This is a genomic window from Pseudomonas sp. LTR0 (assembly GCF_036630035.1).
Classification (GTDB): domain Bacteria; phylum Pseudomonadota; class Gammaproteobacteria; order Pseudomonadales; family Pseudomonadaceae; genus Aquipseudomonas; species Aquipseudomonas putida_Y.
On sequence record NZ_CP123734.1, the window covers coordinates 589,327 to 612,125 of the forward strand.

At 62.5% G+C, this 22,799-nt stretch carries 24 protein-coding genes; 6 read left to right on the plus strand and 18 right to left on the minus strand.

Annotated elements, in window-relative coordinates; all coding sequences use genetic code 11:
* Positions 1-32: 32 nt before the first annotated feature.
* The 8 genes from QCL51_RS02715 to QCL51_RS02750 form a co-directional block, all read right to left on the minus strand.
* Positions 33-809: a response regulator transcription factor gene (locus tag QCL51_RS02715; RefSeq protein ID WP_021783971.1), complete on the minus strand. Its 777-nt coding sequence runs from the start codon at positions 807-809 to the stop codon at positions 33-35.
* A 119-nt stretch (positions 810-928) separates the two neighbouring features.
* Entirely contained in the window at positions 929-1,399 is a 471-nt protein-coding gene (locus QCL51_RS02720) for an A24 family peptidase (protein ID WP_021783972.1), read from the minus strand.
* Positions 1,400-1,646: 247 nt separating this feature from the next.
* Positions 1,647-2,216 carry a DUF4136 domain-containing protein gene (locus tag QCL51_RS02725; RefSeq protein ID WP_021783973.1) on the minus strand — a complete coding sequence of 190 codons (570 nt, stop codon included), beginning with the start codon at positions 2,214-2,216 and terminating at the stop codon, positions 1,647-1,649.
* A 19-nt stretch (positions 2,217-2,235) separates the two neighbouring features.
* Positions 2,236-2,871: a DUF4136 domain-containing protein gene (locus QCL51_RS02730; RefSeq protein ID WP_021783974.1), complete on the minus strand. Its 636-nt coding sequence runs from the start codon at positions 2,869-2,871 to the stop codon at positions 2,236-2,238.
* Between the two features lie 22 nt (positions 2,872-2,893).
* Positions 2,894-3,643: a methyltransferase domain-containing protein gene (locus QCL51_RS02735; protein ID WP_021783975.1), complete on the minus strand. Its 750-nt coding sequence runs from the start codon at positions 3,641-3,643 to the stop codon at positions 2,894-2,896.
* Positions 3,640-3,945, minus strand: coding sequence for a MazG-like family protein (locus QCL51_RS02740; RefSeq protein ID WP_021783976.1), 306 nt, complete (start codon positions 3,943-3,945; stop codon positions 3,640-3,642). The genes QCL51_RS02735 and QCL51_RS02740 overlap by 4 nt, the downstream gene beginning before the upstream one ends.
* A gap of 77 nt (positions 3,946-4,022) precedes the next feature.
* Positions 4,023-4,874, minus strand: a complete 852-nt coding sequence (locus tag QCL51_RS02745; RefSeq protein ID WP_338444580.1) for a MaoC/PaaZ C-terminal domain-containing protein — start codon at positions 4,872-4,874, stop codon at positions 4,023-4,025.
* Positions 4,875-4,876: 2 nt separating this feature from the next.
* Positions 4,877-6,229 (minus strand): 3-oxoacyl-ACP reductase, encoded by a 1,353-nt coding sequence (locus tag QCL51_RS02750; protein ID WP_338444581.1) that lies wholly within the window; start codon positions 6,227-6,229, stop codon positions 4,877-4,879.
* A gap of 117 nt (positions 6,230-6,346) precedes the next feature.
* On the opposite strand from QCL51_RS02750, the gene QCL51_RS02755 reads away from it, so the two are divergent.
* Positions 6,347-7,624 (plus strand): acetyl-CoA C-acetyltransferase, encoded by a 1,278-nt coding sequence (locus QCL51_RS02755; RefSeq protein WP_338444582.1) that lies wholly within the window; start codon positions 6,347-6,349, stop codon positions 7,622-7,624.
* An 89-nt stretch (positions 7,625-7,713) separates the two neighbouring features.
* Entirely contained in the window at positions 7,714-8,493 is a 780-nt protein-coding gene (locus QCL51_RS02760) for a helix-turn-helix transcriptional regulator (protein WP_021783980.1), read from the plus strand.
* A 66-nt stretch (positions 8,494-8,559) separates the two neighbouring features.
* On the opposite strand, the gene QCL51_RS02765 is transcribed toward QCL51_RS02760, so the two are convergent.
* The 4 genes from QCL51_RS02765 to QCL51_RS02780 form a co-directional block, all read right to left on the minus strand.
* Positions 8,560-10,503 carry a methyl-accepting chemotaxis protein gene (locus QCL51_RS02765; protein ID WP_028697770.1) on the minus strand — a complete coding sequence of 648 codons (1,944 nt, stop codon included), beginning with the start codon at positions 10,501-10,503 and terminating at the stop codon, positions 8,560-8,562.
* Between the two features lie 167 nt (positions 10,504-10,670).
* Positions 10,671-11,081 carry a Cu(I)-responsive transcriptional regulator gene (gene cueR / locus QCL51_RS02770; protein WP_021783982.1) on the minus strand — a complete coding sequence of 137 codons (411 nt, stop codon included), beginning with the start codon at positions 11,079-11,081 and terminating at the stop codon, positions 10,671-10,673.
* On the minus strand, positions 11,078-13,477 hold the full coding sequence (locus QCL51_RS02775) for a heavy metal translocating P-type ATPase (protein ID WP_103463359.1): 2,400 nt from the start codon (positions 13,475-13,477) through the stop codon (positions 11,078-11,080). The genes cueR and QCL51_RS02775 overlap by 4 nt, the downstream gene beginning before the upstream one ends.
* A gap of 52 nt (positions 13,478-13,529) precedes the next feature.
* Positions 13,530-13,916 carry a hypothetical protein gene (locus QCL51_RS02780; protein ID WP_021783984.1) on the minus strand — a complete coding sequence of 129 codons (387 nt, stop codon included), beginning with the start codon at positions 13,914-13,916 and terminating at the stop codon, positions 13,530-13,532.
* 145 nt (positions 13,917-14,061) lie between these two features.
* On the opposite strand from QCL51_RS02780, the gene QCL51_RS02785 reads away from it, so the two are divergent.
* Complete coding sequence (locus QCL51_RS02785) at positions 14,062-14,259, plus strand: cation transporter (RefSeq protein ID WP_014589568.1); 198 nt, start codon at positions 14,062-14,064, stop codon at positions 14,257-14,259.
* 107 nt (positions 14,260-14,366) lie between these two features.
* Entirely contained in the window at positions 14,367-15,548 is a 1,182-nt protein-coding gene (locus QCL51_RS02790; protein WP_003255285.1) for a multidrug effflux MFS transporter, read from the plus strand.
* On the opposite strand, the gene QCL51_RS02795 is transcribed toward QCL51_RS02790, so the two are convergent.
* Complete coding sequence (locus tag QCL51_RS02795) at positions 15,499-15,696, minus strand: hypothetical protein (protein ID WP_003255284.1); 198 nt, start codon at positions 15,694-15,696, stop codon at positions 15,499-15,501. The two genes, QCL51_RS02790 and QCL51_RS02795, sit on opposite strands and share 50 nt — an antisense overlap.
* Positions 15,697-16,185: 489 nt before the next feature.
* Here QCL51_RS02795 and QCL51_RS02800 point away from each other — a divergent pair, with 489 nt between their 5' ends.
* The gene (locus tag QCL51_RS02800; protein WP_021783985.1) at positions 16,186-16,899 is read left to right on the plus strand and encodes a helix-turn-helix transcriptional regulator; all 714 of its coding nucleotides are present in this window, start codon (positions 16,186-16,188) and stop codon (positions 16,897-16,899) included.
* 20 nt (positions 16,900-16,919) lie between these two features.
* On the opposite strand, the gene QCL51_RS02805 is transcribed toward QCL51_RS02800, so the two are convergent.
* The 5 genes from QCL51_RS02805 to QCL51_RS02825 all read right to left on the minus strand — a co-directional run bounded on the left by QCL51_RS02805 (position 16,920) and on the right by QCL51_RS02825 (position 21,273).
* Positions 16,920-17,867: an adenosine deaminase gene (locus QCL51_RS02805; protein WP_021783986.1), complete on the minus strand. Its 948-nt coding sequence runs from the start codon at positions 17,865-17,867 to the stop codon at positions 16,920-16,922.
* Between the two features lie 86 nt (positions 17,868-17,953).
* Positions 17,954-18,640, minus strand: a complete 687-nt coding sequence (locus QCL51_RS02810) for an SDR family oxidoreductase (RefSeq protein WP_021783987.1) — start codon at positions 18,638-18,640, stop codon at positions 17,954-17,956.
* Between the two features lie 368 nt (positions 18,641-19,008).
* Positions 19,009-19,593 (minus strand): YigZ family protein, encoded by a 585-nt coding sequence (locus tag QCL51_RS02815; RefSeq protein ID WP_338444583.1) that lies wholly within the window; start codon positions 19,591-19,593, stop codon positions 19,009-19,011.
* Positions 19,594-19,602: 9 nt separating this feature from the next.
* Entirely contained in the window at positions 19,603-20,265 is a 663-nt protein-coding gene (locus QCL51_RS02820) for a TetR/AcrR family transcriptional regulator (protein ID WP_003255279.1), read from the minus strand.
* A gap of 90 nt (positions 20,266-20,355) precedes the next feature.
* A complete protein-coding gene (locus tag QCL51_RS02825; protein ID WP_021783989.1) occupies positions 20,356-21,273 on the minus strand; it encodes a LysR family transcriptional regulator in 918 nt (305 codons plus the stop codon).
* 118 nt (positions 21,274-21,391) lie between these two features.
* Between QCL51_RS02825 and QCL51_RS02830 the strand changes: the two genes are divergently transcribed.
* A complete protein-coding gene (locus QCL51_RS02830) occupies positions 21,392-22,738 on the plus strand; it encodes an aspartate aminotransferase family protein (protein ID WP_021783990.1) in 1,347 nt (448 codons plus the stop codon).
* Positions 22,739-22,799 lie beyond the last annotated feature (61 nt).

Below are 22,799 nucleotides of genomic sequence, written 5' to 3' on the forward strand. Positions count from 1 at the left end.
GGCTGCTCCAAAATGGTGGGCCGCGCCTTCACTCAATGGGTCGTGAACCGCTGGTGCACGGGCGACGAGCTGGGGGTCAGCGCAAGAGCCAGTTGGGTGCGGTTGTGCATATGCGTCAAACGCAATACCTGAGACACATAGAGCTTCACGGTGTTTTCGGTAATGCCCAGTTCGCAGGCGATCTGGTAATTGGTCTTGCCCTTGCCTACCAGGCGCGCCACTTCCAGCTGGCGTGGTGACAGTTTCTCGAACGCTGCCGGTAGCTCGCTTTCGCTTTCTTCTGCATCACTGGCACGCCGGTGGGCACCTTGGCCACGGGCTTTTTCCAGGTCCTGATACAGTTCGTCCACCGACTCGGCCAGTTCCTGCAAGCGCTGGTTCAAGCCACCCAGATCGCGAATGTTGCGCTGGCGCTCCAGCAAGGCCTCTTCCTGCCGGCGGACGCCTTCCAGCAGTTCATCGAGGTCCATCGGCTTCTGGTAGTAATCGGCGAAACCTTCGCGTAGCGCCCGGATCAAGTCCTGCTTCTCGGCACGCCCAGTCAACATGATGGCTTCGAACATGCGCTGGCTACCGTTGATCTCCTTCAATGCGCGTACCAGCTCGATGCCATCCCGATCTGGCATGTGCAGGTCACAGATGAGCAAGCCAATAGTCGGGTCTGCCACATAGTGCTCAATGGCTTCGTCGGTTGAGAGGGCTGTAACGCAGGCATAGCCCTTGGTTTCGAGGAATTCACTCAGTTGCTCGACAATGACCGGTTGGTCATCAACCACCAACACCTTCACTTCACTCACTGATCTGGACACGATCAACTCCCTGTTCTTATACGGCCCTGCTCCCGTGCCAGACGCTCTGACAGCTTAAAAGTAGTCGCACCAGGCGAAAATGTACAAGGTGTGTACAAGTCATCGGACCACTGGAAGGCTTATTGGATCCATACGGCCGTCAGAAGAAAACCTGATAACACATAGGGGACAAATGCCTGCTTATCACCCATTTCCTCGGTCAGTTCCTGCAAACGTTTTTTCACTTTGGGGTTGAGCAGCGTCCACAGACGCCGGCGTGTCAGTAGCCAGACCAGCACACTGACACCCGCGCCAATGAAGGTGCCGAGCACATACTGCGGGCTGGTGGCCAGGGCCAGGGCCCCCATCAGCTTGACGTCGTCGGCACCGAAGCGGCCGAGCATGTAGCCTGGCAAGGTCAGCAGCATGACGATGGCCAGCGCCCAGCCGGCATCGCTGGCATCGGCGCCTATCCAGCTGTGACCAGTGCTGAACAGCCAGGCCAAGGCGCAGCTCGCCACCCCCAGGGTCAGCACGTTGGAGATCTGGCGTTGACGCACATCCTGTTCGGAGCACAAGGCAAGCCACAGCAGGAGAACAATGCTTTGCATTGGCAGGTCGCCTTTCCCAAATGTTGAACACATCTACCCGGTCAGTCAGGTTTCCTTAAATGAAGATAGACGGGAACATGCGGGGGAGTGCAGTTGGCAATAGAAAAAGGCGCTGTCGAAACGGATTTTGTCGCAGCTGACACAGGCCTGGCAGGGGTTGCAGTCGTACTTGGAATCGCGATCTCTGTGGGCGCGGGTTCAGCCGCTCCCACAGTGCCACGGCGTATGCAAAAGCCGCGTTCTAGCGCTATTTTTTGCTCCCCGGTGGGTAGTTGCCCAGCACCTTGGCCACGGTATTCTGGATAGCGCTGTTACGTTCTTCCGGGCTTGGCGGGTAGTTGTTCATGATCTGCTCGGCACTGCCGCGCCATACCAGCTTGCCGTCACGCCCATCGAACAGGTCGACCTGAATGGTGGCGACCTTGTAGTCGACACTGCGGGTTTCGTTGTACATCGGGCCACCCCAGTAGCCGCCCCAGTAGCCACCCCAGCCACCGCCGTAGTTGGTGGTGATCTGTTGTTGGCGCTGTTCCACGATCAGGTACGTGCGTACGGTCAGGTCCGGCCGCGCTCCGCCTTGTACAGGACGCAGGCCACGCTGGTCGAGTTGGTCTGCCACCGCCTGGCGAATGCGCTGCTCGGTAAGGTCGCTCTTGATCCGTGGGTCATCCGGGCGGTACTGCAGGCCCGGCTCCTGCCATGCCCAGCTACGGTAGGCGGCAAAATCGCGGCTGGCATCGAAATCCTGCTGGACGTTGTTGCTTGAGCAGGCAGCGAGCAACAACGCGAATGACAGTAGAACGAGACGGCGCAACATGATGGTTCTCCGTTAGCTATTAACTGGGAGGATAGCCGCTGAGCGCCTTGTGCACAGAATCGCGCAAGGCACTTTCGCGCTCGCGGGGCGAGTCCTTGTTGCTGCTGCTTTCGGCGCTGGCGCTCCAGACCGGCTGGCCGCTGCGGGCGTCGTACAGGTCGATGCGCACCACCAGGACTTCGACCTCGTAGGTACGCACGATGGGCACGCTGGCATAGCCCCCATAACCATGGTGATAGCCGCCATAGCCCACACCACCATAAGGGTACGGCCCGTAGTAGGGGTCGTAGCTGTCGTAGTCACGCACCTGGCGCAAGCGTTTTTCCAGGCGTATACCGGCGCTTACCAGCAAATCGCCAGGGCCTGCGCGAGAGGGGCGCAGGCCATGCTGATCGAGCGCGCCGCTCACCGCATCGGCCAGTTGCGCCGGGTCGGCACCTACAGCGCCGCTGGGCAACTGCCCGTTGCGCCAGCTCCAGCTGCGGTAGTGCCCGTAATCGCGAACGGGCGCTGGGTAGGCACTGGCGTCGAAGGTGGTGGCCGCCTGGGCAGGGGCCGGTGGTAACGGGCGGCTGCTGGCCACATACGGGTTGCTGCCCTGGCAGCCAGCCAGGGCAATGGGCAGCAAGGCCAGGCACAACAAACGGTACGGCATGTGTTCCTCCCGGCGCGGCGGATTAGCGGGGGCGGCAAACCCAGTGCAGGTAGCGGCCAAGCCCGGCGAAGCTGGGGTGGCGACGGTGGGCCAGTTCCATTTCCAGCAGGTCGAGCAGCTCGGCCTTGCCCTGGAATTCCTTGGGCATATAGTCGTGAAACACCCGCACGCCGCTTTCGCTTTCAACCTGCCACATAGGCTCAAGTTGCGCCTTGAGTTCGCGTGGATCAAGCGGTTTCTGTGGGGTCAGGCTCTGCTTTTCACCTTCCAGCCGGTTGCTGCGCAACTTGCGGAAATGGCCCTTGAGCAGGTTGCGATAGACCAGGGCGTCGCGGTTGTAGAAGGCCAGCGATAACCAACCGCCGGGGGCCGTGAGCTGGTGCAGCACCGGCAGGATGCTCTCGGGTTCGGCCAGCCATTCGAGCACGGCGTGGCAGAGCACCAGGTCGTAGCGCTCGGTCAGTTGGCCGAGCAGGTCTTGCCAGGGCGCCTGGATGAAAGTGGCGGTCTGGCCGGCTTCGGCAAAGCGCGCTCTGGCGCCGTCGAGCATGGGCGCCGCGGGTTCGGCCAGGGTCAGCTGGTGGCCGCGCTCGGCCAGCCACAAGGCCATGTGGCCCAACCCGGCGCCGATGTCGAGGATGCGTAGCGGGCGGTCGGGTAGCGCTTCGGCCAGGTCGGCCTGCAACACCGCCAGGCGGATCGCGCCCTTGGCGCCGCCATAGATCTTTTCGGCAAAGCGGGTGGCCAGCTCATCGAAATGACGATCGTTCATCGGGCGAAGCGCCTCTCGCTGTCGGCCAGCTTGGCACGCACCACTTGGTCCATGTCCAGACCCAGTTCGCTGCACAGCAGCAACAGGTAGAGCACCACGTCACCGATTTCCTGGCCGGCGTGGGCCAGTTTGTCGGCAGGCAGTTGGCGCGATTCGTCCTCGCTCAGCCACTGGAAGATTTCTACCAGCTCGGCCATTTCGACGCTGGCGGCCATGGCCAGGTTCTTCGGGCTGTGGAAGCCGCGCCAGTCGTTGGTATCGCGGATCTGATGCAGGCGTTGGGTGATTTCTTGCAGGTTCATCGGGGGTCTCCTATTGCTGCATAGCTTCTGCCCAGGCCCGATGCAAAGCAAGCGTATGCCGCCAGGACAGGCCCGGCCTACAGGCACTCCCAACGGCCGACCATATGCAGCACGCCCCCGTGCCCATCCAGGCGCAGTTGGCCCGAAGGGCCCGCTTCACTGGCACTGAGCACCACCTCCGAAGGCAACCTTACCGGCTTGCGGAAGTCCACCTCAAAGGCATAGCCACTGTGCGGCAGGTGCCCGCGCAGCGCGGCCAAGGCCATGGCCTTGGTCCACATGCCATGGGCAATGGCCCTTGGGAAGCCGAACAACCGCGCACTGACCGCGCTGAGGTGGATAGGGTTGTAATCCCCGCACACCTTGGCATAACGCCGGCCGATATCACTGTCGGCATACCAGCGGGTGGCCTCGGGCAATGGAACAGGCTCAGTGTCGGCGGGCTCACTTGCCTCGCCTTCCAGCGCCAAGCCACGCACCAACATGCGGCTGGTCTCGCGCCAGAGCAGGCCGATGCCATCTTCAGCCTCGGTGACCAGGTCGAAGGTGCCACCTTTGGCATGGCGCTGCAGGTTGTGCGCGTGCACCGCAAAACGTAGCCCTTCGACAGCACCAAGGGGGCGCAGCACTTCGATGCGGTTGTGCAGGTGTACCAGGCCAAGCAGCGGAAAGGGGAAATCATCGGCAGTCATCAACTGCAATTGCAGGGCAAACGCCATCACATGTGGATAAGTCCCCGGCAGGCGACCATCATCGGGAAAGTGGCAAAGCCTTCGATACGCCCCCAGGTTGCCCGGCTGAACCCGAATGAAACAGCGCAGGCCATCGTCCGGCAGCCGGTCGCCGCTGATGGTGCGTTTGCTGGCTGCGCGCAGGTACAGGCTGGCGCGGGCGACCGGGTTGTGCAGATCGTGCCATTGTCGGCTCATGCTCAAGCTCCCATCAGTGCCTGACCGCACACCCGCAACACCTGGCCGTTGACCGACCCGGAGCCTGGCTGGCTGAGCCACGCAATGGCTTCGGCGACGTCCTGCGGGCGCCCACCCTGGCCCAACGAACTCAAGCGCCGCCCTGCCTCGCGCAGGCCCATGGGCATGGCTGCAGTCATGTGGGTTTCGATGAAACCGGGAGCGATGGCGTTGATGCTGCCACCGCGCTCGGCGAGCCGTGGCGCCCAGGCCTGGGCCAGGCCAATCAGCCCGGCCTTGCTCGCGGCATAGTTGGCCTGCCCGCGGTTGCCGGCAATGCCGCTGACCGAGGCCAGCAGGGTGATGCGCGCGTTTTCCCCCAGCGCGCCATTGTCATACAGCGCCTGGGTGAGCACCTGCGGTGCCTTGAGGTTAACGGCCAGCACGGCGTCCCAGTATTCCGGAGTCATGTTGGCCAGCGTCTTGTCGCGAGTGATACCGGCGTTGTGCACCACAATATCGATGCCGTCGGGCAGGGCCGCGAGCAGTTGCGTTGCCGCATCGCCAGCGCATATATCCAGTGGCAGTGCCTTGCCGCCGAGGCGTGCAGCGAGGGCGTCTAGGTCCTGGCTGGCCTGCGGTACATCCAGCAGCAGTACATCGGCGCCGTCCCGTGCCAAGGTTTCCGCAATGGCGGCGCCGATACCGCGCGCAGCCCCCGTGACCAGCGCACGGCGACCGCCCAGTGGGCGGGTCCAGTCTTCCACCTGGCTGGTGCAGGCTTGCAGGCGCAGAACCTGGCCAGAGATGAAGGCACTCTTTGGCGAGAGGAAGAAGCGCAGGGCGCCTTCCAGCTGATCTTCGGCACCGGGGGCGACATACAACAGCTGGGCAGTGGCGCCGTTGCGCAGTTCCTTGGCCAGTGAGCGGCTGAAGCCCTCAAGGGCACGCTGTGCAACGCTGGCCAGTGGGTTGTCGAGGCCTTCCGGTGCACGGCCCAGCACCAGTACATGGGCGCATGGGGCCAGACTGCGTAGCAGCGGCTGGAAAAATTCACGCAACTGCTTCAGTGCATCGCTGTCGGACAAGTGACTGGCATCGAATACCACGGCCTTGATTTTCGGCCCCAGGCCGGCCACCCAGGCTTCAGCCTGCAGGTTGTCGGCATTGAAGCTGTATACCTCGTCAGTGAGGCGCGGGGCGATGGCTTCGACCTGCTTCGCCAGTGGCCCGCCACCCAGTATCAGGGCACCTTCTACCGGGCGCAGGCGGCCAGCCTGCCAGCGCTCCAGTGGCGCCGGGCGTGGCAGGCCAAGGGCATCCACGAGGCGGCGGCCGAGATTGGAGTTGGCAAAACCGAGGTAGCGATCGCTCATGAGGGGTCTCCCGAAAGGCAAGCTTGAAAGTGTGGACCAACTTTGCGGCAGGGTCGTTCGAATGCGGTAAAAACACCTAGGCTGTACCGATCAAATTGTTTCAGGAGGAACCAGCGCATGCGTTCAACTCGCCGGGTCGCGATCCTAGGCGGCAACCGGATCCCCTTCGCCCGCTCCAATGGCGCCTACGCCACGGCCAGCAACCAGGCGATGCTCACGGCCGCGCTTGAAGGCTTGATCGAACGCTATTGCCTGCACGGGCTGCGGTTGGGCGAGGTGGTGGCCGGTGCCGTGCTCAAGCACTCGCGCGACATGAACCTGACCCGCGAGTGCGTGTTGGGTTCGCGCCTGTCACCGCAGACCCCGGCCTATGACATTCAGCAGGCCTGCGGTACCGGGCTGGAGGCTGCGCTGCTGGTGGCCAACAAGATTGCCCTGGGGCAGATCGACTGCGGTATTGCTGGCGGTGTCGATAGCACCTCCGATGCGCCCATCGCCGTCAACGAAGGCTTGCGCCATATAATGCTGCGGGCCAACCGTGGCAAAAGCCTTGGCGATCGGTTAAAGCCCTTTCTCAAGCTGCGGCCTCATCACCTGAAACCCGAGCTGCCACGCAATAGCGAGCCGCGTACGGGGTTGTCGATGGGCGAGCATTGCGAACGCATGGCCCACACCTGGCGCGTTGGCCGCGCCGAGCAGGACGAACTGGCGCTGCTCAGTCACCAGAAGCTGGCTGCGGCCTATGCCGAGGGTTGGCAGGACGATCTGTTGACGCCGTTTCTTTCGCTGACACAGGACAACAACCTGCGCCCCGACCTGAGCCTTGAGCAGTTGGCCAGGCTCAAACCAGCCTTTGACCGCAGCGGGCAGGGCACGTTGACGGCGGGTAATTCCACGCCGTTGACCGATGGTGCTTCGCTGGTGCTGTTGGGCAGCGAAGCGTGGGCGCAGCAGCAGGGGTTGCAGGTGCTTGCCTATCTGGTCGATGGCGAAACCGCTGCGGTGGATTTTGTCACGGGGCGCGAAGGGTTGTTGATGGCGCCGGTGTATGCCGTGCCGCGCTTGCTGGCACGCAATGGCCTGACGCTGCAGGACTTTGACTATTACGAAATCCACGAAGCCTTTGCTGCCCAGGTGCTGTGCACGCTCAAGGCCTGGGAGGATGCCGATTACTGCCGTGAACGGTTGGGCCTGGAGGCGCCGCTTGGCGCGATCGACCGCAGCAAACTCAATGTCAAGGGCAGTTCGCTGGCGGCCGGGCACCCGTTTGCGGCAACCGGTGGGCGGATATTGGCCAGCCTGGCCAAGCTGCTGGCGACGGCGGGTAAGGGGCGCGGGCTGATTTCGATCTGTGCGGCAGGCGGGCAGGGGGTGACCGTTATCGTCGAGCGCTGAAGCCCCTCCAGGGTAACTGCAGAGGCGGCGAGTGCCTTGATCATGATCCAGCTGTTAGTCTTGTCTGGTCAGAACTAAAAGAAGAAACCATGCCGATCATCGGACACCCCCGCGCCATCCCCGCGCTGGAACACCTGCCCAGACCGCTCTACGCCCGTGCCGAAAGCCTTGGCGCCGGCTCCTGGACCACTCGCCACCAGCACGACTGGGTACAGTTCTCCTATGCCATCAGCGGCGTACTCGGCGTGTACACACGCGACGGCAGTTACTTTGCCCCTCCGCAGTGGGGGGTATGGATCCCTGCTGATGCCGAGCATGAAGTGGTCACCTCGATGCAAGCCGAGATGCGCAGCCTGTATGTGCGCCGCGATGCCTGCCCATGGGCGCCGGAACAATGCCGGGTGTTGGAAGTGACGCCGCTGGCGCGCGAGCTGATCAAGCAGTTCTGCCTGTTCCCGGCGGATTACCCAGAAGACGACAGCGCCGAGGCGCGTCTGGTGGCGGTGCTGCTCGACCAGTTGCGCACCTTGCCGGAAGTCGGTTTTTCGCTGCCGTTGCCCCGCCACCCTGGTTTGCTGGCGCTGTGCAATGGCTTGATCGCTGCACCAGATCAGTCGCAGACCTTGCAGCAATGGGCGCGGGAGCTGGGGTGTTCGGAGAAGACGCTGATGCGGCTGTTTCAACGGGAAACCGGGTTGAGCTTTCGTAATTGGCGCCAGCGCATGCGGCTGTTGTCTTCGCTGGCGTTGCTGGAGGCGGGGGAGAATGTGACCGAGGCGGCGCTGGGGTGTGGGTATGACTCCACGTCGGCCTACATTGCGGCGTTCAAGCAGCTGTTTGGCGCGACACCGGGGGAATTGAAGCTCTGATTTTCGGTGGCCTGTGCCGGCCCTTTCGCGGGGTTAGCCGCGAAAGGGCCGGCACAGGCACATACATCAGGTGCGGAACCTGCGCACCAGCGTATCCAGCTCATTGGACAGCCCGGCCAGGCTCTCGGAGTCCTGGCGCGCTGCCTGGGCCAGCTCGGCCACCAACTGCGCATCCCCGTGAATCTGGCTGATGTGCCGGTTGATGTCCTCGGCCACCTGATGCTGTTCTTCGGCCGCCGTAGCAATTTGGGTATTCATGTCGCGGATGACGTCCACCGACTCACGGATCTGCCCGAAGCTGTCGCGGGCCAGGCCAATACGGCTCACCGACTGCTGCGAAACTTCCAGGCTGGCGTGCATCTGCTCGGCCACTTCGGCGGTACGGCTGGCCAGGTTGCCCAGCAAACCGTCGATTTCGGCGGTGGAGTCAGCAGTACGCTTGGCCAGCGCCCGCACTTCGTCGGCCACCACGGCAAAGCCACGGCCCTGCTCACCGGCACGGGCCGCCTCGATGGCGGCGTTGAGGGCCAGCAGGTTGGTTTGTTCGGCAATCGAACGGATGGTGCCGAGGATCGACTGAATGGCGTTGCTGTCACGCTCCAGCTGCTGGATAGACTGCGCCGATTGCTCGATTTCCTGGCTCAGGCGATCAACGCTGTGTACCGCCGCATCGATCTGCTGCTGGCCTTCGCGGGCCTGCTGCTGGCCGCTGTCGGCCGACTGCGCCGCCTGGCTGCAGGAGCGTGCCACTTCATTGGCGGTGGCGACCATTTCGTGGAAAGCAGTGGAAACCATGTCCACGGCTTCGCGCTGGCGGCCGGCCGCCTCGGCCATGTCGCTGGAGACGCGGGTCGAGCTGCTGGACGTGCTGAGGATCTTGCTGGCAGCAGCGCCGATATGCTGGATCAGGCTGCGAATGGCACCGAGGAACTGGTTGAACCAGCTGGCCAGTTGGGCGGTTTCGTCGCGGCCGCGGATTTCCAGGTTGCGGGTCAGGTCACCCTCACCTTGGGCAATGTCTTCCAGGCCATTGGTGACACTGTTGATCGGGCGCACGATCAGCTTGGCAAAGGCCGCACCGACCACCGCGAACAGTGCGGCCAACACGACAGCGATGACGCCGATCAGCCAAGTGAGCCGGGTGGTGGTCTGCATCACTTCGCTTTGTTCGATCAGGCCGATGAAGGTCCAGCCCAGTTGCTGGTCGGGGTAGACGTTGGCCATGTAGTGCACGCCATTGAGTTCGACCTCGACCAGGCCTTTGCCGGCTTTGGCCAGCTTGGCGTAACCGTCGCCAAAGCTTCCCAGCTGCTTGAAGTTGTGGGCGGCGTCGCGTGGGTCGACCATCACGTTGCCGTTGCTTTCCACCAGCATCAGGTAGCCGCTTTCGCCCAGTTTGATCTGCTTGACGATCTCGGTCAGGCCTTTGAGCGACACGTCGATGTTGACCACGCCGCCGGGGTTGCCCAGCTGGTTGGCCACGGTGCGCACGGTGCTGACCAGCACCGCATCGTCGGCGGCCCAGTAGTAGGCGCCGGTGCGCAACGTCTTGCCAGGGTTGGCCATGGCAAGTTGGTACCAGGGGCGCGTGCGTGGGTCATAATTGACAAACTTCTGGCCGGCCGGCCACCCAGTGTAGCCGCCGTCACTCACCCCGTAGGACAGGTAGGCGTAGGCGGGATGTGAGTTGGCCAGGCGGGTCATGAAGTCGAGTATTTTGCTGGCCTGCTCGCCCAGTTCGTAGGACGGGGTTGCGCTCATGTATTTGTTCAGCTCGCTACCCGTGGCGGCGACCATTGGCTGGGAAGCCATGTACTCGACGTTCTGGTTGATCCCCTGGAAGAAGATGTTCATCGCGTTGCTGACCTGGCGGATTTCCCGGCTGCTGCTGTCGAGGAATCCATCGCGGGCTTCGCCGCGCAGGTTGATGACCACCAAGGTGGCCACGAGAACGATGGGCAAGCCGGCGATGACCGCGAATGCCCAGGTCAGTTTCTGTTTGATGTTCATCGACGCTCCCGGAACTTTTATTTTTGACACACGAGGCAGGTAGCAACTACATCGGCAGCATCCGGGTTTAATGAAGCCAAAACGCCTGTATTTATTGGATAAAGTCGTGGTTGGTGACTATTCGGTCGTGTTTGGACATTTATGGCATACCAAAAGCTCGTGGCAGTTCAGTGACAGCAGTTGCCAGGAGCGCCATTGGCCAGGTCTTTGAGGATCGGGCAGTCCGGGCGGTCGTCGCCCTGGCAATGCGAAACCAGTTCGCCGAGGGTGTCGCGCAGGCTCACCAGTTCCTCGATGCGCCGGTTCAGTTCATCGATGTGCTGCATGGCGAGCGCCTTCACATCGGCGCTCGCACGTTGGCGGTCCTGCCACAAGGTCAGTAACTTGCCGACCTCCTCAAGGGAAAAGCCCAGATCGCGGGAGCGTTTGATGAAGGCCAGGTTGTGCAGGTCCTCCGCCTGGTACAGCCGGTAGCCGCTGTCGCTGCGTGTGGCCGGTTTGAGCAGGCCGATGGATTCGTAGTATCGGATCATCTTGGTGCTGAGCCCGCTGCGGCGGGCGGCCTGACCGATATTCATGGCGCCTCCTGGGTACTGCTGGTGGGTTTCCACGTTTTGAGCCACAGTGCGTTGCTGACGACGCTGACGCTGGACATGGCCATGGCGGCACCCGCCAGTACCGGGTTGAGGTAACCCAGCGCGGCCAGCGGGATGCCGATCAGGTTGTAGATGAATGCCCAGAACAGGTTCTGGCGGATCTTCGCGTAGGTCTTGCGGCTGATTTCCAGCGCGGCGGGCACCAGGCGCGGGTCGCCACGCATCAGGGTGATGCCGGCGGCCTGCATGGCCACGTCGGTACCGCCACCCATGGCAATGCCGATGTCGGCCGCGGCCAACGCCGGTGCATCGTTGATGCCATCGCCAACCATGGCGACCACACCATCCTGCCTGAGCGCGGTCACGGTTGCGGCCTTGTCGGCCGGTAGCACTTCGGCATGCACATCGTCGATGCCCAGGGCCTCGGCAACCACTCTGGCGCTGCCACGGTTGTCACCGGTCAGCAGGTGGCTGCTGATGTGTTGGGCGTGCAGGGTGGCGATGGCCTGCGCGGCGCCGGGCTTGAGGCTGTCACCAAAGGCGAACAGGCCCACCACTCTTGCTTGCGTACCGCGTTCGATCAACCACGACAGTGTGCGTCCTTCGGCTTCCCAGGCCTGGGCCTGGGCGGCCAATTCGCCGGGCTGCAGGCCGCTTTCGTCAAGCAGTCGGCGGTTGCCCAGCGCCAGTTCACGGCCTTCAACGCGACCGGCAATGCCGCGCCCGGTCAGCGACTGGCTGTCGGCAACGGTTGGCACGTCCAGCCCTTGCTCTGCACAGGCCACCAGCACCGCCTTGGCCAGCGGGTGTTCACTCCCGCGTTGCAGGGCGCCGGCCAGGCGGTGCAGGTCGGTGCTGTTGCCGTCCAGCGCCTGGCTGTGAACCACCCGCGGGCTGCCGGAGGTGAGGGTGCCGGTTTTGTCGAACACTACGCGGTTGACCGCATGGGCACGCTCCAGGGCTTCGGCATCCTTGATCAGGATGCCGTGGCGGGCGGCGACCCCGGTGCCGGCCATGATCGCGGCGGGCGTGGCCAGGCCGAGGGCGCAGGGACAGGCAATGACCAGCACGGCGACGGCGTTGATCAGCGCGGTTTCCAGCGGTGTCCCCGCCAGCCACCAGCCAATCAGGGTGATCAGGGCCAGTACCAGCACAGCGGGGACGAACACCTGGCTGACACGGTCGACCAGCTTCTGGATCGGCGCTTTGGCGGCCTGTGCGTCTTCCACCAGGCGGATGATGCGCGCCAGCACGGTCTCGGTGCCCAGCGCCTGGGTACGCACCAGCAGCCGGCCTTCGCCATTGATGGCGCCACCGGTGACGCTGTCGCCGGGTTGCTTGGGCACTGGCAGGCTCTCGCCGCTGATCAGGGCCTCATCGGCGTGGCTGCTGCCGTCTTCGACCACGCCGTCGACCGGGAAGCGCTCGCCGGGCTTGACCAGTACCAGGTCGCCCAAGCGCAACTGGGCGATCGCCACGTCCTCCTCCAGGCCGTCGACCACACGCACGGCGCGTTCCGGGCGCAGGGCTTCGAGGGCGCGGATGGCACTGGCGGTCTGGCGCTTGGCGCGGCTTTCCAGGTACTTGCCCAGCAATACCAGGGCAATCACCACGGCCGAGGCTTCGAAGTACAGGTGCGGGGCCATGCCGGCGGGAGCCTGTGCCCATTGGTACAGGCTCAGGCCATAGCCAGCGCTGGTGCCCAGGGCTACCAGCAGGTCCATGTTGCCGGCACCGGCGCGCACGGCCTTCCAGGCTGCAATGTAGAAGCGGGCACCGAGAATGAACTGCACGGGGGTGGCCAGCAGGAACTGCGCCCAGGCGGGTAGCATCCAGTGCAAGCCGAACGGTTGTACCAGCATGGGTAATACCAGCGGCAGGGCCAACAGCAAGGCTGCACCAACTGCCAGGCGCTCGTTGCGCAGGCGTCGCTGGACAGCGCTTTGGTCGTCCTTGGTCGATTGTGGCAGGCTGGCGCTGTAGCCTGCTTTTTGCACAGCGTCGATCAGCAGGTTGTCATCCAGGGCCGCAAGCACTTCGAGGTGTGCGCGTTCGCTGGCCAAGTTGACGCTGACCTGCCCGACCCCCGGCACTTTGCCCAGGGCGCGCTCTACGCGGCCGACACAACTGGCGCAGGTCATACCGCCTATCTGCAGTTCGAGGGTGCGGGTTGGTACCCCGTAGCCGGCCTCGCGCACGGCTTCGACCAACGCTGGCAGGCTGGCAGGCGGGGCTACAACCCGGGCTTTTTCAGTGGTGAGGTTTACGCTGACCTGTTCAGCGCCGGCGACCTTGCGCAGGGCGCGCTCGACCCGGCCAGCACAGCTGGCGCAGGTCATGCCGGAGATCGGCAGGTCGTATGTGGTGGATGCGGGCATGGCTCTCCTCCTTGGACAGGCCTCCAGCATCAACCTTGCCACGCAGGCAAGGTCAATAGCCCAGGTCGGCTCGTTTCAACTCCAGCCCATATTGCCCCATGGCGATGCGGTATTTGTTGATCTGGCCCGCCTGCAGATTCAACCGCGTGCTGCGCTGGTCCTCTATACCTGCTGCGCAACCCGGCATTTGCCCAGGTAGCAGGCGCAGGCGCACATCCACCGGGCCAGGCGGCAGGTTGAACGAGGTGGACTGCTCCTGGAAAACGCGCCCGGAAAGCTGGTCGTTGAGGTACACGCCGATTTCGCAATTGGTGGCCACTTCCAGGCGCTCCCGGGAAATGATCAGTACGCTGTAGGCTGAGTTGCCCTCGGCGAAGGCCGGTGGCACCACAGCCAGCGCGCCCAATAGCCCGACGACGCCCAATGCTGCCCTGAACATGAAAAATCTCCTGCTTGCCTGATCGTCAAAGGCGCAGCTTGGCCGACGCGGACGCGGATTTCCACCCCGGGTGTTGCAGGGAGGGCTTGACCTTGCCCTGATGGCAAGCTTGAGACTTGTGGAAAACCTGAAGGAGGCAACCCCTATGCAAGTGTTCAATGTACAAGGCATGACCTGCGGCCATTGTGTGAAAGCCGTGACCCGCGCGGTGCAGGAGCAGGATGCGGCAGCCAGGGTGGAAGTTGATCTGGCGGGCAAACAGGTGCGTGTGCAGAGCGAGTTGGCGCAGGAGCAGATTCTCACTGCGATTCGGGATGAGGGGTATCAGGCCGAACTCGCCTGAAGACCTGATTGCTCCCGCCGGGGGTAACAGTGTTGCAAATGTTTTCACATCGATAGGGTCCACAGCAGGTAGAATCAGCCACTTGCTTAGCCTGCTATGGATTCCTGATGAACCTGCGAATGGTGCTCATCCTGGGCGCACTCAGTGCGTTTGGGCCCTTGGCGATCGACTTCTACCTGCCAGCCTTCCCGGCCATGGCGCAAGCGTTCGCCACCGATGAAAAACACGTCCAGGCCACGTTGGCCGCCTACTTCCTGGGCCTGTCTATCGGGCAGCTGGCCTATGGGCCGGTTGCCGACCGTTTTGGCCGCCGCAAACCGCTGATGTTCGGCGTTACGCTGTTCACCTTGGCATCACTGGCCTGTGCCTACGCCCCCAACCTCGATACCTTGGTGGTGGCGCGTTTCATCCAGGCACTGGGTGGTTGTGCCGGTATGGTGCTTTCGCGGGCCATCGTCAGCGACAAGTGCGATCCGGTAGCGTCAGCCAAAGTGTTTTCGCAACTGATGCTGGTCATGGGCCTCGCGCCGATCCTGGCACCGATGCTGGGTGGGGTGCTGGTGAATCTGGCCGGCTGGCAGTCGATCTTCCTCGCTCTGAGCTTGTTCAGTGCCGGCTGCCTGCTGGCGGTAAGCCTGGGCCTGCCGGAAAGCCTGCCTGAGCATATACCGCGCCAGCCGCTGTCTGGCGCCTTGCGCCAGTACCTGCGGCTGCTGGCTGACCGGGTTTTCCTCGGCCATGCCCTGACCGGTGGTATCGCCATTGCCGGCATGTTTGCCTATATCGCCGGTTCGCCTTTCGTGTTCATCAAACTGTATGGCGTGCCCGCTGAGCACTACGGCTGGCTGTTCGGCACCAACGCCGCAGGTTTTATTCTGGTGGCGCAGGTGAACGCCCGCCTGCTGGCCAAACGCGGGCCGGCCTTCCTGCTGGGACGCGCGGTGTGGCTGTATCTGGTTGCGGGCCTGGTGCTGCTGGGCGTGGCGGCCTTGCGCCCTGCGCAGTTGTGGCCGCTACTGGTGCCGCTGTTCATCTGTATCGCCAGCCTTGGTTGCATCATTCCCAATGCTTCGGCCTGCGCCATGAGTGGACAGGGCGCGCGTGCCGGCAGCGCCTCGGCACTGATGGGCTGTGTGCAGTTCAGCGTAGCTGCGGGCGCGGCGGCACTGGTCGGGCTGCTGCATGATGGCAGTGCGGTGCCCATGGCAATCGTGATCAGCCTGTGCGGGGCGCTGGTGGTCAGTGTTGCGCTGTTGACCCGGCGTTTGCAGGCCAAGGCTCCCGCATGAGCGGGTGAGGTGCCTGCAGCCGGGTTTCCAGCGTGGCGACGAAGGCGCGCGCCTCGGCCTCGCTGCGGAAACTGACCACATGCTGATCGAGCTGGACTTGCCAGGGGCAGGCGGGGTTTCGGCTCGACGCACTTACGATAATTTTCATCGCGGCATACCTCCAGGAAGGGCAGCGGCTCAAGTGTAGCGCTGGCCCGCCAGCCTGCCATGAGACGGCTCAGCGTCCTGACTGACGGTAAGTGTGTGCATTTTCCTGGCGGTGTTTCCTGCTTTGGGCGCAATGCCTGTAAAGCCCCAGAACCTTCGCTTTGTTTTGCGCTATTTGTGGAAGGTTGCTGTGGGCCACATCTGAAATGGCTGCAAGTTTGTTTTCATCAAGATGTTTCAGCGTGGCGGTGTGGGCGTACCGGTGCCTTGGCTGACTTGGTGCCGAGGAGTTTTTCGAAGCCGCTTTGCTGCTTGCCATGGGTAGATATACCCAGTGGTTTTTCATCTTGGGTAGGGTGGCACGTGGTCGTCTGACCGGCGTTTTTCTGCGGCTTATACTGGCGAACCAGGCCAGTGCCAGCGAGAGGCGCTTCCCTGGCAGGGTTGGCCATCGCATCCCCACCGTGAAATTGCAGGGAGTTACAAGGACATGAACGCAGCCAGCAGTATCAGCCAGATCGCCAGCCTGATGGCCGATCCCAAGCGCAGTGCCATGTTGTGGGCATTGATCGATGGCACACCTAGATTGGCCAATGAACTCGCGATAATGACTGGCCTGACTTCATCGTCCGCCTGCGCACACCTTTCGTTGCTGTCGTCGGCCGGCTTGCTCAAGCATGAAGCCAGGGGCCGCAAACGCTACTTTTGCCTGGCAACCCCGCAGGTCGGAGCGGCGGTAGAAGCCTTGGCCAGCGTGCAGCTGGAAAGCGCCAGGGGAGAGCGTGCCGAAGCGCCAGTATCGTCACTGCCCATGTCGATGCGCCGGGCGCGCCGTTGTGGCGATCATCTGGGTGGGGAGTTGGCCAGTGAGCTATATCATCGCATGGTGGTGGCCGGCTGGCTGGAAGGCAGCGGTCGGCAGTTGATGGTCAGTGACGAGGGGCGGGCGCAGTTGGCCTTGGTCGGGGTATACATCGATGCCTTGGCGCCACACCAGCAACGAGGTTGCGTGATCTGCCGCTGCACCGAGTGGAATGACCAGGGCCCTCACCTGGGGGGCGTACTTGGCCAGGCCTTGTTCAGGTTGTTCCTGCAATCTGGCTGGATGCGCGAGTTAGAGGACACGCGGGCATTGCATATTTCGGCGCTGGGTATCCAGCAGATCAATCGCATCGCCCGCGTGGCGACGTTGCAGGTCGGTTGAGCGCAACGTCTTCATGCTACTCAGACCAGCCGTGCATCCAGGCTGTTCTGCGCCAGGCGACGTGCCTGGTCCTCGGTCATGCCCAAGTGGGTGTGCAGAGCGTGGAAGTTCTCCGTGACATAGCCACCGAAGTAGGCCGGGTCGTCCGAGTTGACCGTGACTTTCACACCACGCTCGAGCATGTCGAGGATGTTGTGCTGGCTCATGTGCTCGAACACGCAGAGCTTGGTGTTGGACAGCGGGCACACCGTGAGCGGGATCTGCTCGTCGATGATGCGCTGCATCAGGCGCTCGTCCTCAATGGCACGTACGCCATGGTCGATACGTTTGATCTTCAGCAGGTCGAGGGCTTCCCAGATGTACTCGGGTGGGCCTTCTTCGCCAGCGTGGGCAACGGCGACGAAGCCTTCGCTGCGGGCGCGGTCGAACACACGCTGGAACTTGCTTGGCGGGTGGCCCATCTCCGAGCTGTCCAGGCCAACGGCAATGAAGGCATCGCGGAACGGCAAGGCCTGATCGAGGGTCTTTTGCGCTTCATCCTCGCTGAGGTGGCGCAGGAAGCTGAGGATCAGGCCGCTGCTGATGCCCAGTTGTTCGCGACCATCCTTGAGCGCCTGGCTGATGCCGTTGAGCACCACTTCGAAAGCAATGCCACGGTCGGTATGGGTCTGTGGGTCGAAGAAGGGTTCAGTGTGTATCACGTTCTGGGCTTTGCAGCGTTGCAGGTAGGCCCAGGTCAGGTCATAGAAGTCCTGCTCGGTGCGCAGCACGTCGGCGCCCTGGTAGTACAGGTCGAGGAACTCCTGCAGGTTGTTGAAGGCATAGGCACCGCGCAAGGTTTCCACATCGGCCCAGGGCAAGGCGATCTTGTTGCGCTCGGCCAGGGCGAACAGCAACTCGGGCTCCAGTGAGCCTTCCAGGTGCAGGTGCAGTTCGGCCTTGGGCAGGGCGTTCAACCAGTCATACATAGTGGTTCATCTCAATCAGGTACGGTTGCGGCCATTCTACAGGGGCCGGCCGGGCAATGCGCCCAGCCGGGCTGCGACCTGGTGAATCACCAGACCAAGGGTTCGCCCTTGTAGTTGATGAAACGCAGGCCGCCGTTGCCGCTTTGGGCCTTGATCTGTTCGATCATGCCGCGGGTGCTGGTGAGCACATCGATATCGGCGTTTTCGCCACCCATGTCGGTTTTCACCCAGCCTGGGTGCATGGCCAGCACGCACAGGTCCGGGCGCTGCTGCTCAACGAAGAAGCTGTTGATCATCGAGTTCAGTGCCGCCTTGCTGGCCTTGTACAGGCAGATTTCGCCACCGTCGGGGATGGTAACGCTTCCCAGGATCGAGCTCATGAAGGCCAGCACACCACTGCCTTCACGTATTTGACCCACCAGGCGGCGAGCCACGCGTATCGGCGCTACGGCATTGGTCATGAACAGATCGCCAATGTCGCTGTTGCTTACGGCCTCCAGGTCTTGCGGCAAGGGGCCCATGACCCCGGCGTTGACGAATATCAGGTCGAACACCTGGCCTTGCAGGCGTTGCTTCAGGCTGTCGAGCTGAACGGTGTCGTTCATTTCCAGCTGCTCGATACGCACGCCGGGCACGTTCGCCAGGGCGCCGGGCTGCTGCGGGTTACGGACGGTGGCAGTGATGTGCCAACCGTCTTCGTGCAGGCGTTGTACCAAGCCCAGGCCAAGCCCGCGCGAGGCGCCGATGATGAGGGCAGTTCTTGAATTGGCCATAGGAACATTCCTTTATCGGTGTAGGAGAAAGGAATTGAGCATACGTCACGGCGGATACGCGTGCCTGGTTTGCTTGTGGTCAAAAAATGATCAGTTATGTCCGGGCCTTGCGGGGCCGGGCGCTTCGCCTGTTGGCGCACGGGTTATCCACAAGCTGGTCCACAGTTATTGTGTGCAAGGTGAGCAAGCGGGGTGCGGCTTGGATGGGAGGCTCGCTGGGGATAAGTCGCGCGCATTCAGCAGTTTACGGCGGTCATCAAATCGTGATCAAAATATGATCAAAGCCCTGAAGGCCTTGAAATCACTAGCCTGCAAGAGAATGCCCCAAGCTTATCCACAGGCAGGCCCACAGTTGTTGTGGGCAATGTTCAGCGTGCTTCGAGCAAAATACGTCCGCGGCTCAGATCCGCCAGTTGCTGTTGCAATGGCTCCAGGTGGGCGTCACCGAGGGCAATCAGCAGGTCAACGCCATTGGCGGTGAACTGTTCATCCAGGACCAGGCCGTCAACCTCGGCCAGGCGCAGCTTCACCAGCGCCAGCTCGCTGAAACTGCAGCTGCAGCTGAAATTGCTGCGCTGTACCAGCAGGCGCTTGGGCGCCTGTTGCAGGCACTTGTTGGCGCCGCCGCCATAGGCCCTGGCCAGGCCGCCGGTACCCAGCTGGATGCCGCCGTACCAGCGGATCACCAGCACCACCACCTGGTCGCAGTCCTGCGCTTCGATGGCCGCCAGGATCGGCCGCCCAGCGGTGCCGCCGGGTTCGCCATCGTCGCTGCTGCGGTACTGCGCGCCGAGTTTCCAGGCCCAGCAGTTGTGGGTTGCGGCCAGGTCGCTATGACGTTCGATGAAACTCATCGCTTCGGCGGCACTGCTGATTGGCCCGGCGAGGGTGATGAAGCGGCTTTTGCGGATTTCCTCGCGGTATTCGCAGAGGTCGAGCAGGGTAGAAGGCATAAAGGACGGTCAGGCAGCCGGCTTGATGCCGCAGCCCTTCAAAATGATGTGGATAAGGTTGTTGCTCGCGTCTTCCATGTCCTGCTTGGTCAGGCGGCTGCGGCCAGTCACCTGGCAAATCTGGGTGGCGAAGTCTGCATAGTGCTGGGTGCTGCCCCAGAGCAGGAAGATCAGGTGCACCGGGTCGACCGGGTCCATTTTGCCTGCTTCGATCCAGGCCTGGAAGACCGCAGCACGGCCGCGGAACCATTCGCGGTAATCGGCGCTGAAGTATTCGGTCAGGCAGGTGCCACCGCTGATCACTTCCATGGCGAAAATGCGCGAAGCTTGCGGGTTGCGCCGGGAGAACTCCATCTTGGTACGGATGTACTGGCTCAGGGCTTCACCGGGGTCGTCATCGACGCTCAAGGCGTTGAAGGTGCTGTCCCACAACTCGATGATATTGCTGAGCACGGCGATGTACAGGCCCAGCTTGTTGGTGAAGTAGTAATGCAGGTTGGCCTTGGGCAACCCCGCCTTGAGCGCGATGGTGTTCATGCTGGTGCCCTTGAAACCATGGCGGGCGAATTCATCTTCGGCGGCCTGGATAATGGCCTGTTCGTTCTTCTGGCGGATACGGCCCGCGGGCTTGCCCGAGGCGGAGAGGCGATGCGCAGGGACTTCTAGGGTCATGGGCGATTCCGTACGAGGCAGTGGCTGCGGCTGTGGGACAAGATTACCTGCCTGTGCCGAAGTGACAAGCGTTTGCGGCACAGACTGGCATCAACGTGTCGCAGCCAGGCTTTCGAGGAAGCTTTCCAGCACCAGGTTGGGGCGCCGGCCTTTGCGGGTAACCCAGCTCAGGCTCAGGTCATAAAAACGCTCCTTGGGCTTGAGCGCACGCAAACGGCCTTGTTGTACCCAGAACATGGCGTAGTGGTCGGGCAGATAGCCGATGTAACGCCCGGTGAGGATCAGAAACGCCATGCCCTCGCGGTCAGAAGCACTGGCGGTGCAATTCAGCGCCTGGTAATGCGCCTGGATTTCGGCGGGTAGACGGAAGGTGGGGGTGATGGCTTCCTGGCTATTGAGGCGGTCGTCGTCTATCTGCTGGTCATCGGCATAGAACAGCGGGTGGCCGACGGCGCAGTACAGCAGCGAGCGTTCGCTGTACAACGGTTGGTACTCAAGCCCCGAAAGCGGGCTGGTCTGGGGTACGACGCCAACGTGAAGGCTGCCATCGAGCACGCCGTGCTCGACCTGGCTGGGGGCGATCATACGGATCTGGATGCGCACATCAGGGCCACGGTCCTTGAGTTCCGCCAGGGCATGGGTGATACGCATGTGCGGCAAGGTCACCAGGTTGTCGGTCAGACCAATGTTCAGCTCGCCGCGCAAATGCTGGTGCAGGCCGTTGACCTCGGTGCGGAAGCTTTCCAGCGCGCTGAGTAGTTGCAGGGCTGAATGGTAGACCTCGCGGCCTTCCTCAGTCAGCGAGAAACCGGCGCGTCCGCGCTGGCACAGGCGCAGGCCGAGGCGTTGCTCAAGGTCGTTCATCTGCTGGCTGATGGCCGAGCGCCCAATGCCCAGTACGTTCTCGGCAGCCGAGAAGCCACCGCACTCGACGACGCTGCGGTAGATCTTCAGCAGGCGGATGTCGAAGTCGCTGACTTGGGCGAGTGGATCGGGTCGTCGGCTCATTAGTTTAGTCTCGGCCTGTCTGAAGATTAGAAATGTAGGCTTTTTCTGACTCTATCGCCGTGCCAATTTAGCTGCAACAAGATACATCGTTGCCTAATCGTCTTCCGAGGAACCGCCGATGAACATGCCCGAAACCGCCCCTGCCGGTATCGCCAGCCAGCTCAAGCTGGACGCCCACTGGATGCCCTACACCGCCAACCGCAACTTCCAGCGCGACCCTCGCCTGATCGTGGCGGCCGAAGGCAACTACCTGGTCGATGACCACGGGCGCAAGATCTTCGACGCCCTGTCCGGCCTGTGGACCTGCGGCGCAGGGCACACTCGCAAGGAAATCGCTGACGCGGTGACCCGCCAATTGAGTACGCTGGACTATTCCCCAGCATTCCAGTTCGGCCACCCGCTGTCGTTCCAGCTGGCGGAAAAGATCGCCGAGCTGGTTCCGGGCAATCTGAATCACGTCTTTTATACCAACTCCGGTTCCGAATGCGCCGACACCGCATTGAAGATGGTTCGTGCCTACTGGCGCCTGAAAGGCCAGGCCACCAAGACCAAGATCATCGGCCGTGCCCGTGGTTACCATGGCGTGAACATCGCGGGTACCAGCCTGGGTGGCGTCAACGGTAACCGCAAGATGTTTGGTCAGCTGCTGGACGTCGACCACCTGCCTCACACTGTATTGCCGGTGAACGCCTTCTCCAAAGGCTTGCCGGAAGAGGGCGGTATCGCTCTGGCTGACGAAATGCTCAAGCTGATCGAGCTGCACGATGCCTCCAACATCGCAGCAGTCATCGTCGAGCCGCTGGCCGGTTCGGCCGGTGTGCTGCCGCCGCCGAAGGGTTACCTGAAGCGTCTGCGTGAAATCTGCACCCAGCACAACATTCTGCTGATCTTCGATGAAGTGATCACGGGCTTCGGCCGCATGGGCGCGATGACCGGCTCGGAAGCCTTCGGCGTTACCCCGGACCTGATGTGCATCGCCAAGCAGGTGACCAACGGCGCCATCCCGATGGGCGCAGTGATTGCCAGCAGCGAGATCTACCAGACGTTCATGAATCAGCCGACCCCGGAATACGCCGTGGAATTCCCACACGGCTACACCTACTCGGCGCACCCGGTAGCCTGTGCCGCCGGTATCGCCGCGCTGGACCTGCTGCAGAAGGAAAACCTGGTGCAGTCTGCTGCTGAACTGGCGCCGCATTTCGAGAAGCTGCTGCACGGCGTGAAGGGCACCAAGAATATCGTCGATATCCGCAACTACGGCCTGGCCGGCGCCATCCAGATCGCCGCCCGTGACGGTGACGCCATCGTTCGCCCATACGAAGCGGCCATGAAACTGTGGAAAGCGGGCTTCTATGTACGCTTTGGTGGCGACACCCTGCAGTTCGGCCCAACCTTCAATACCAAGCCGCAGGAATTGGACCGTCTGTTCGATGCTGTAGGCGAAACCCTGAACCTGATCGACTGATCTTTCCGATTTTGATGCCAGGCGCATGCCCGCTGCGGGCGCCTGGTTCTCCTATGTTTAT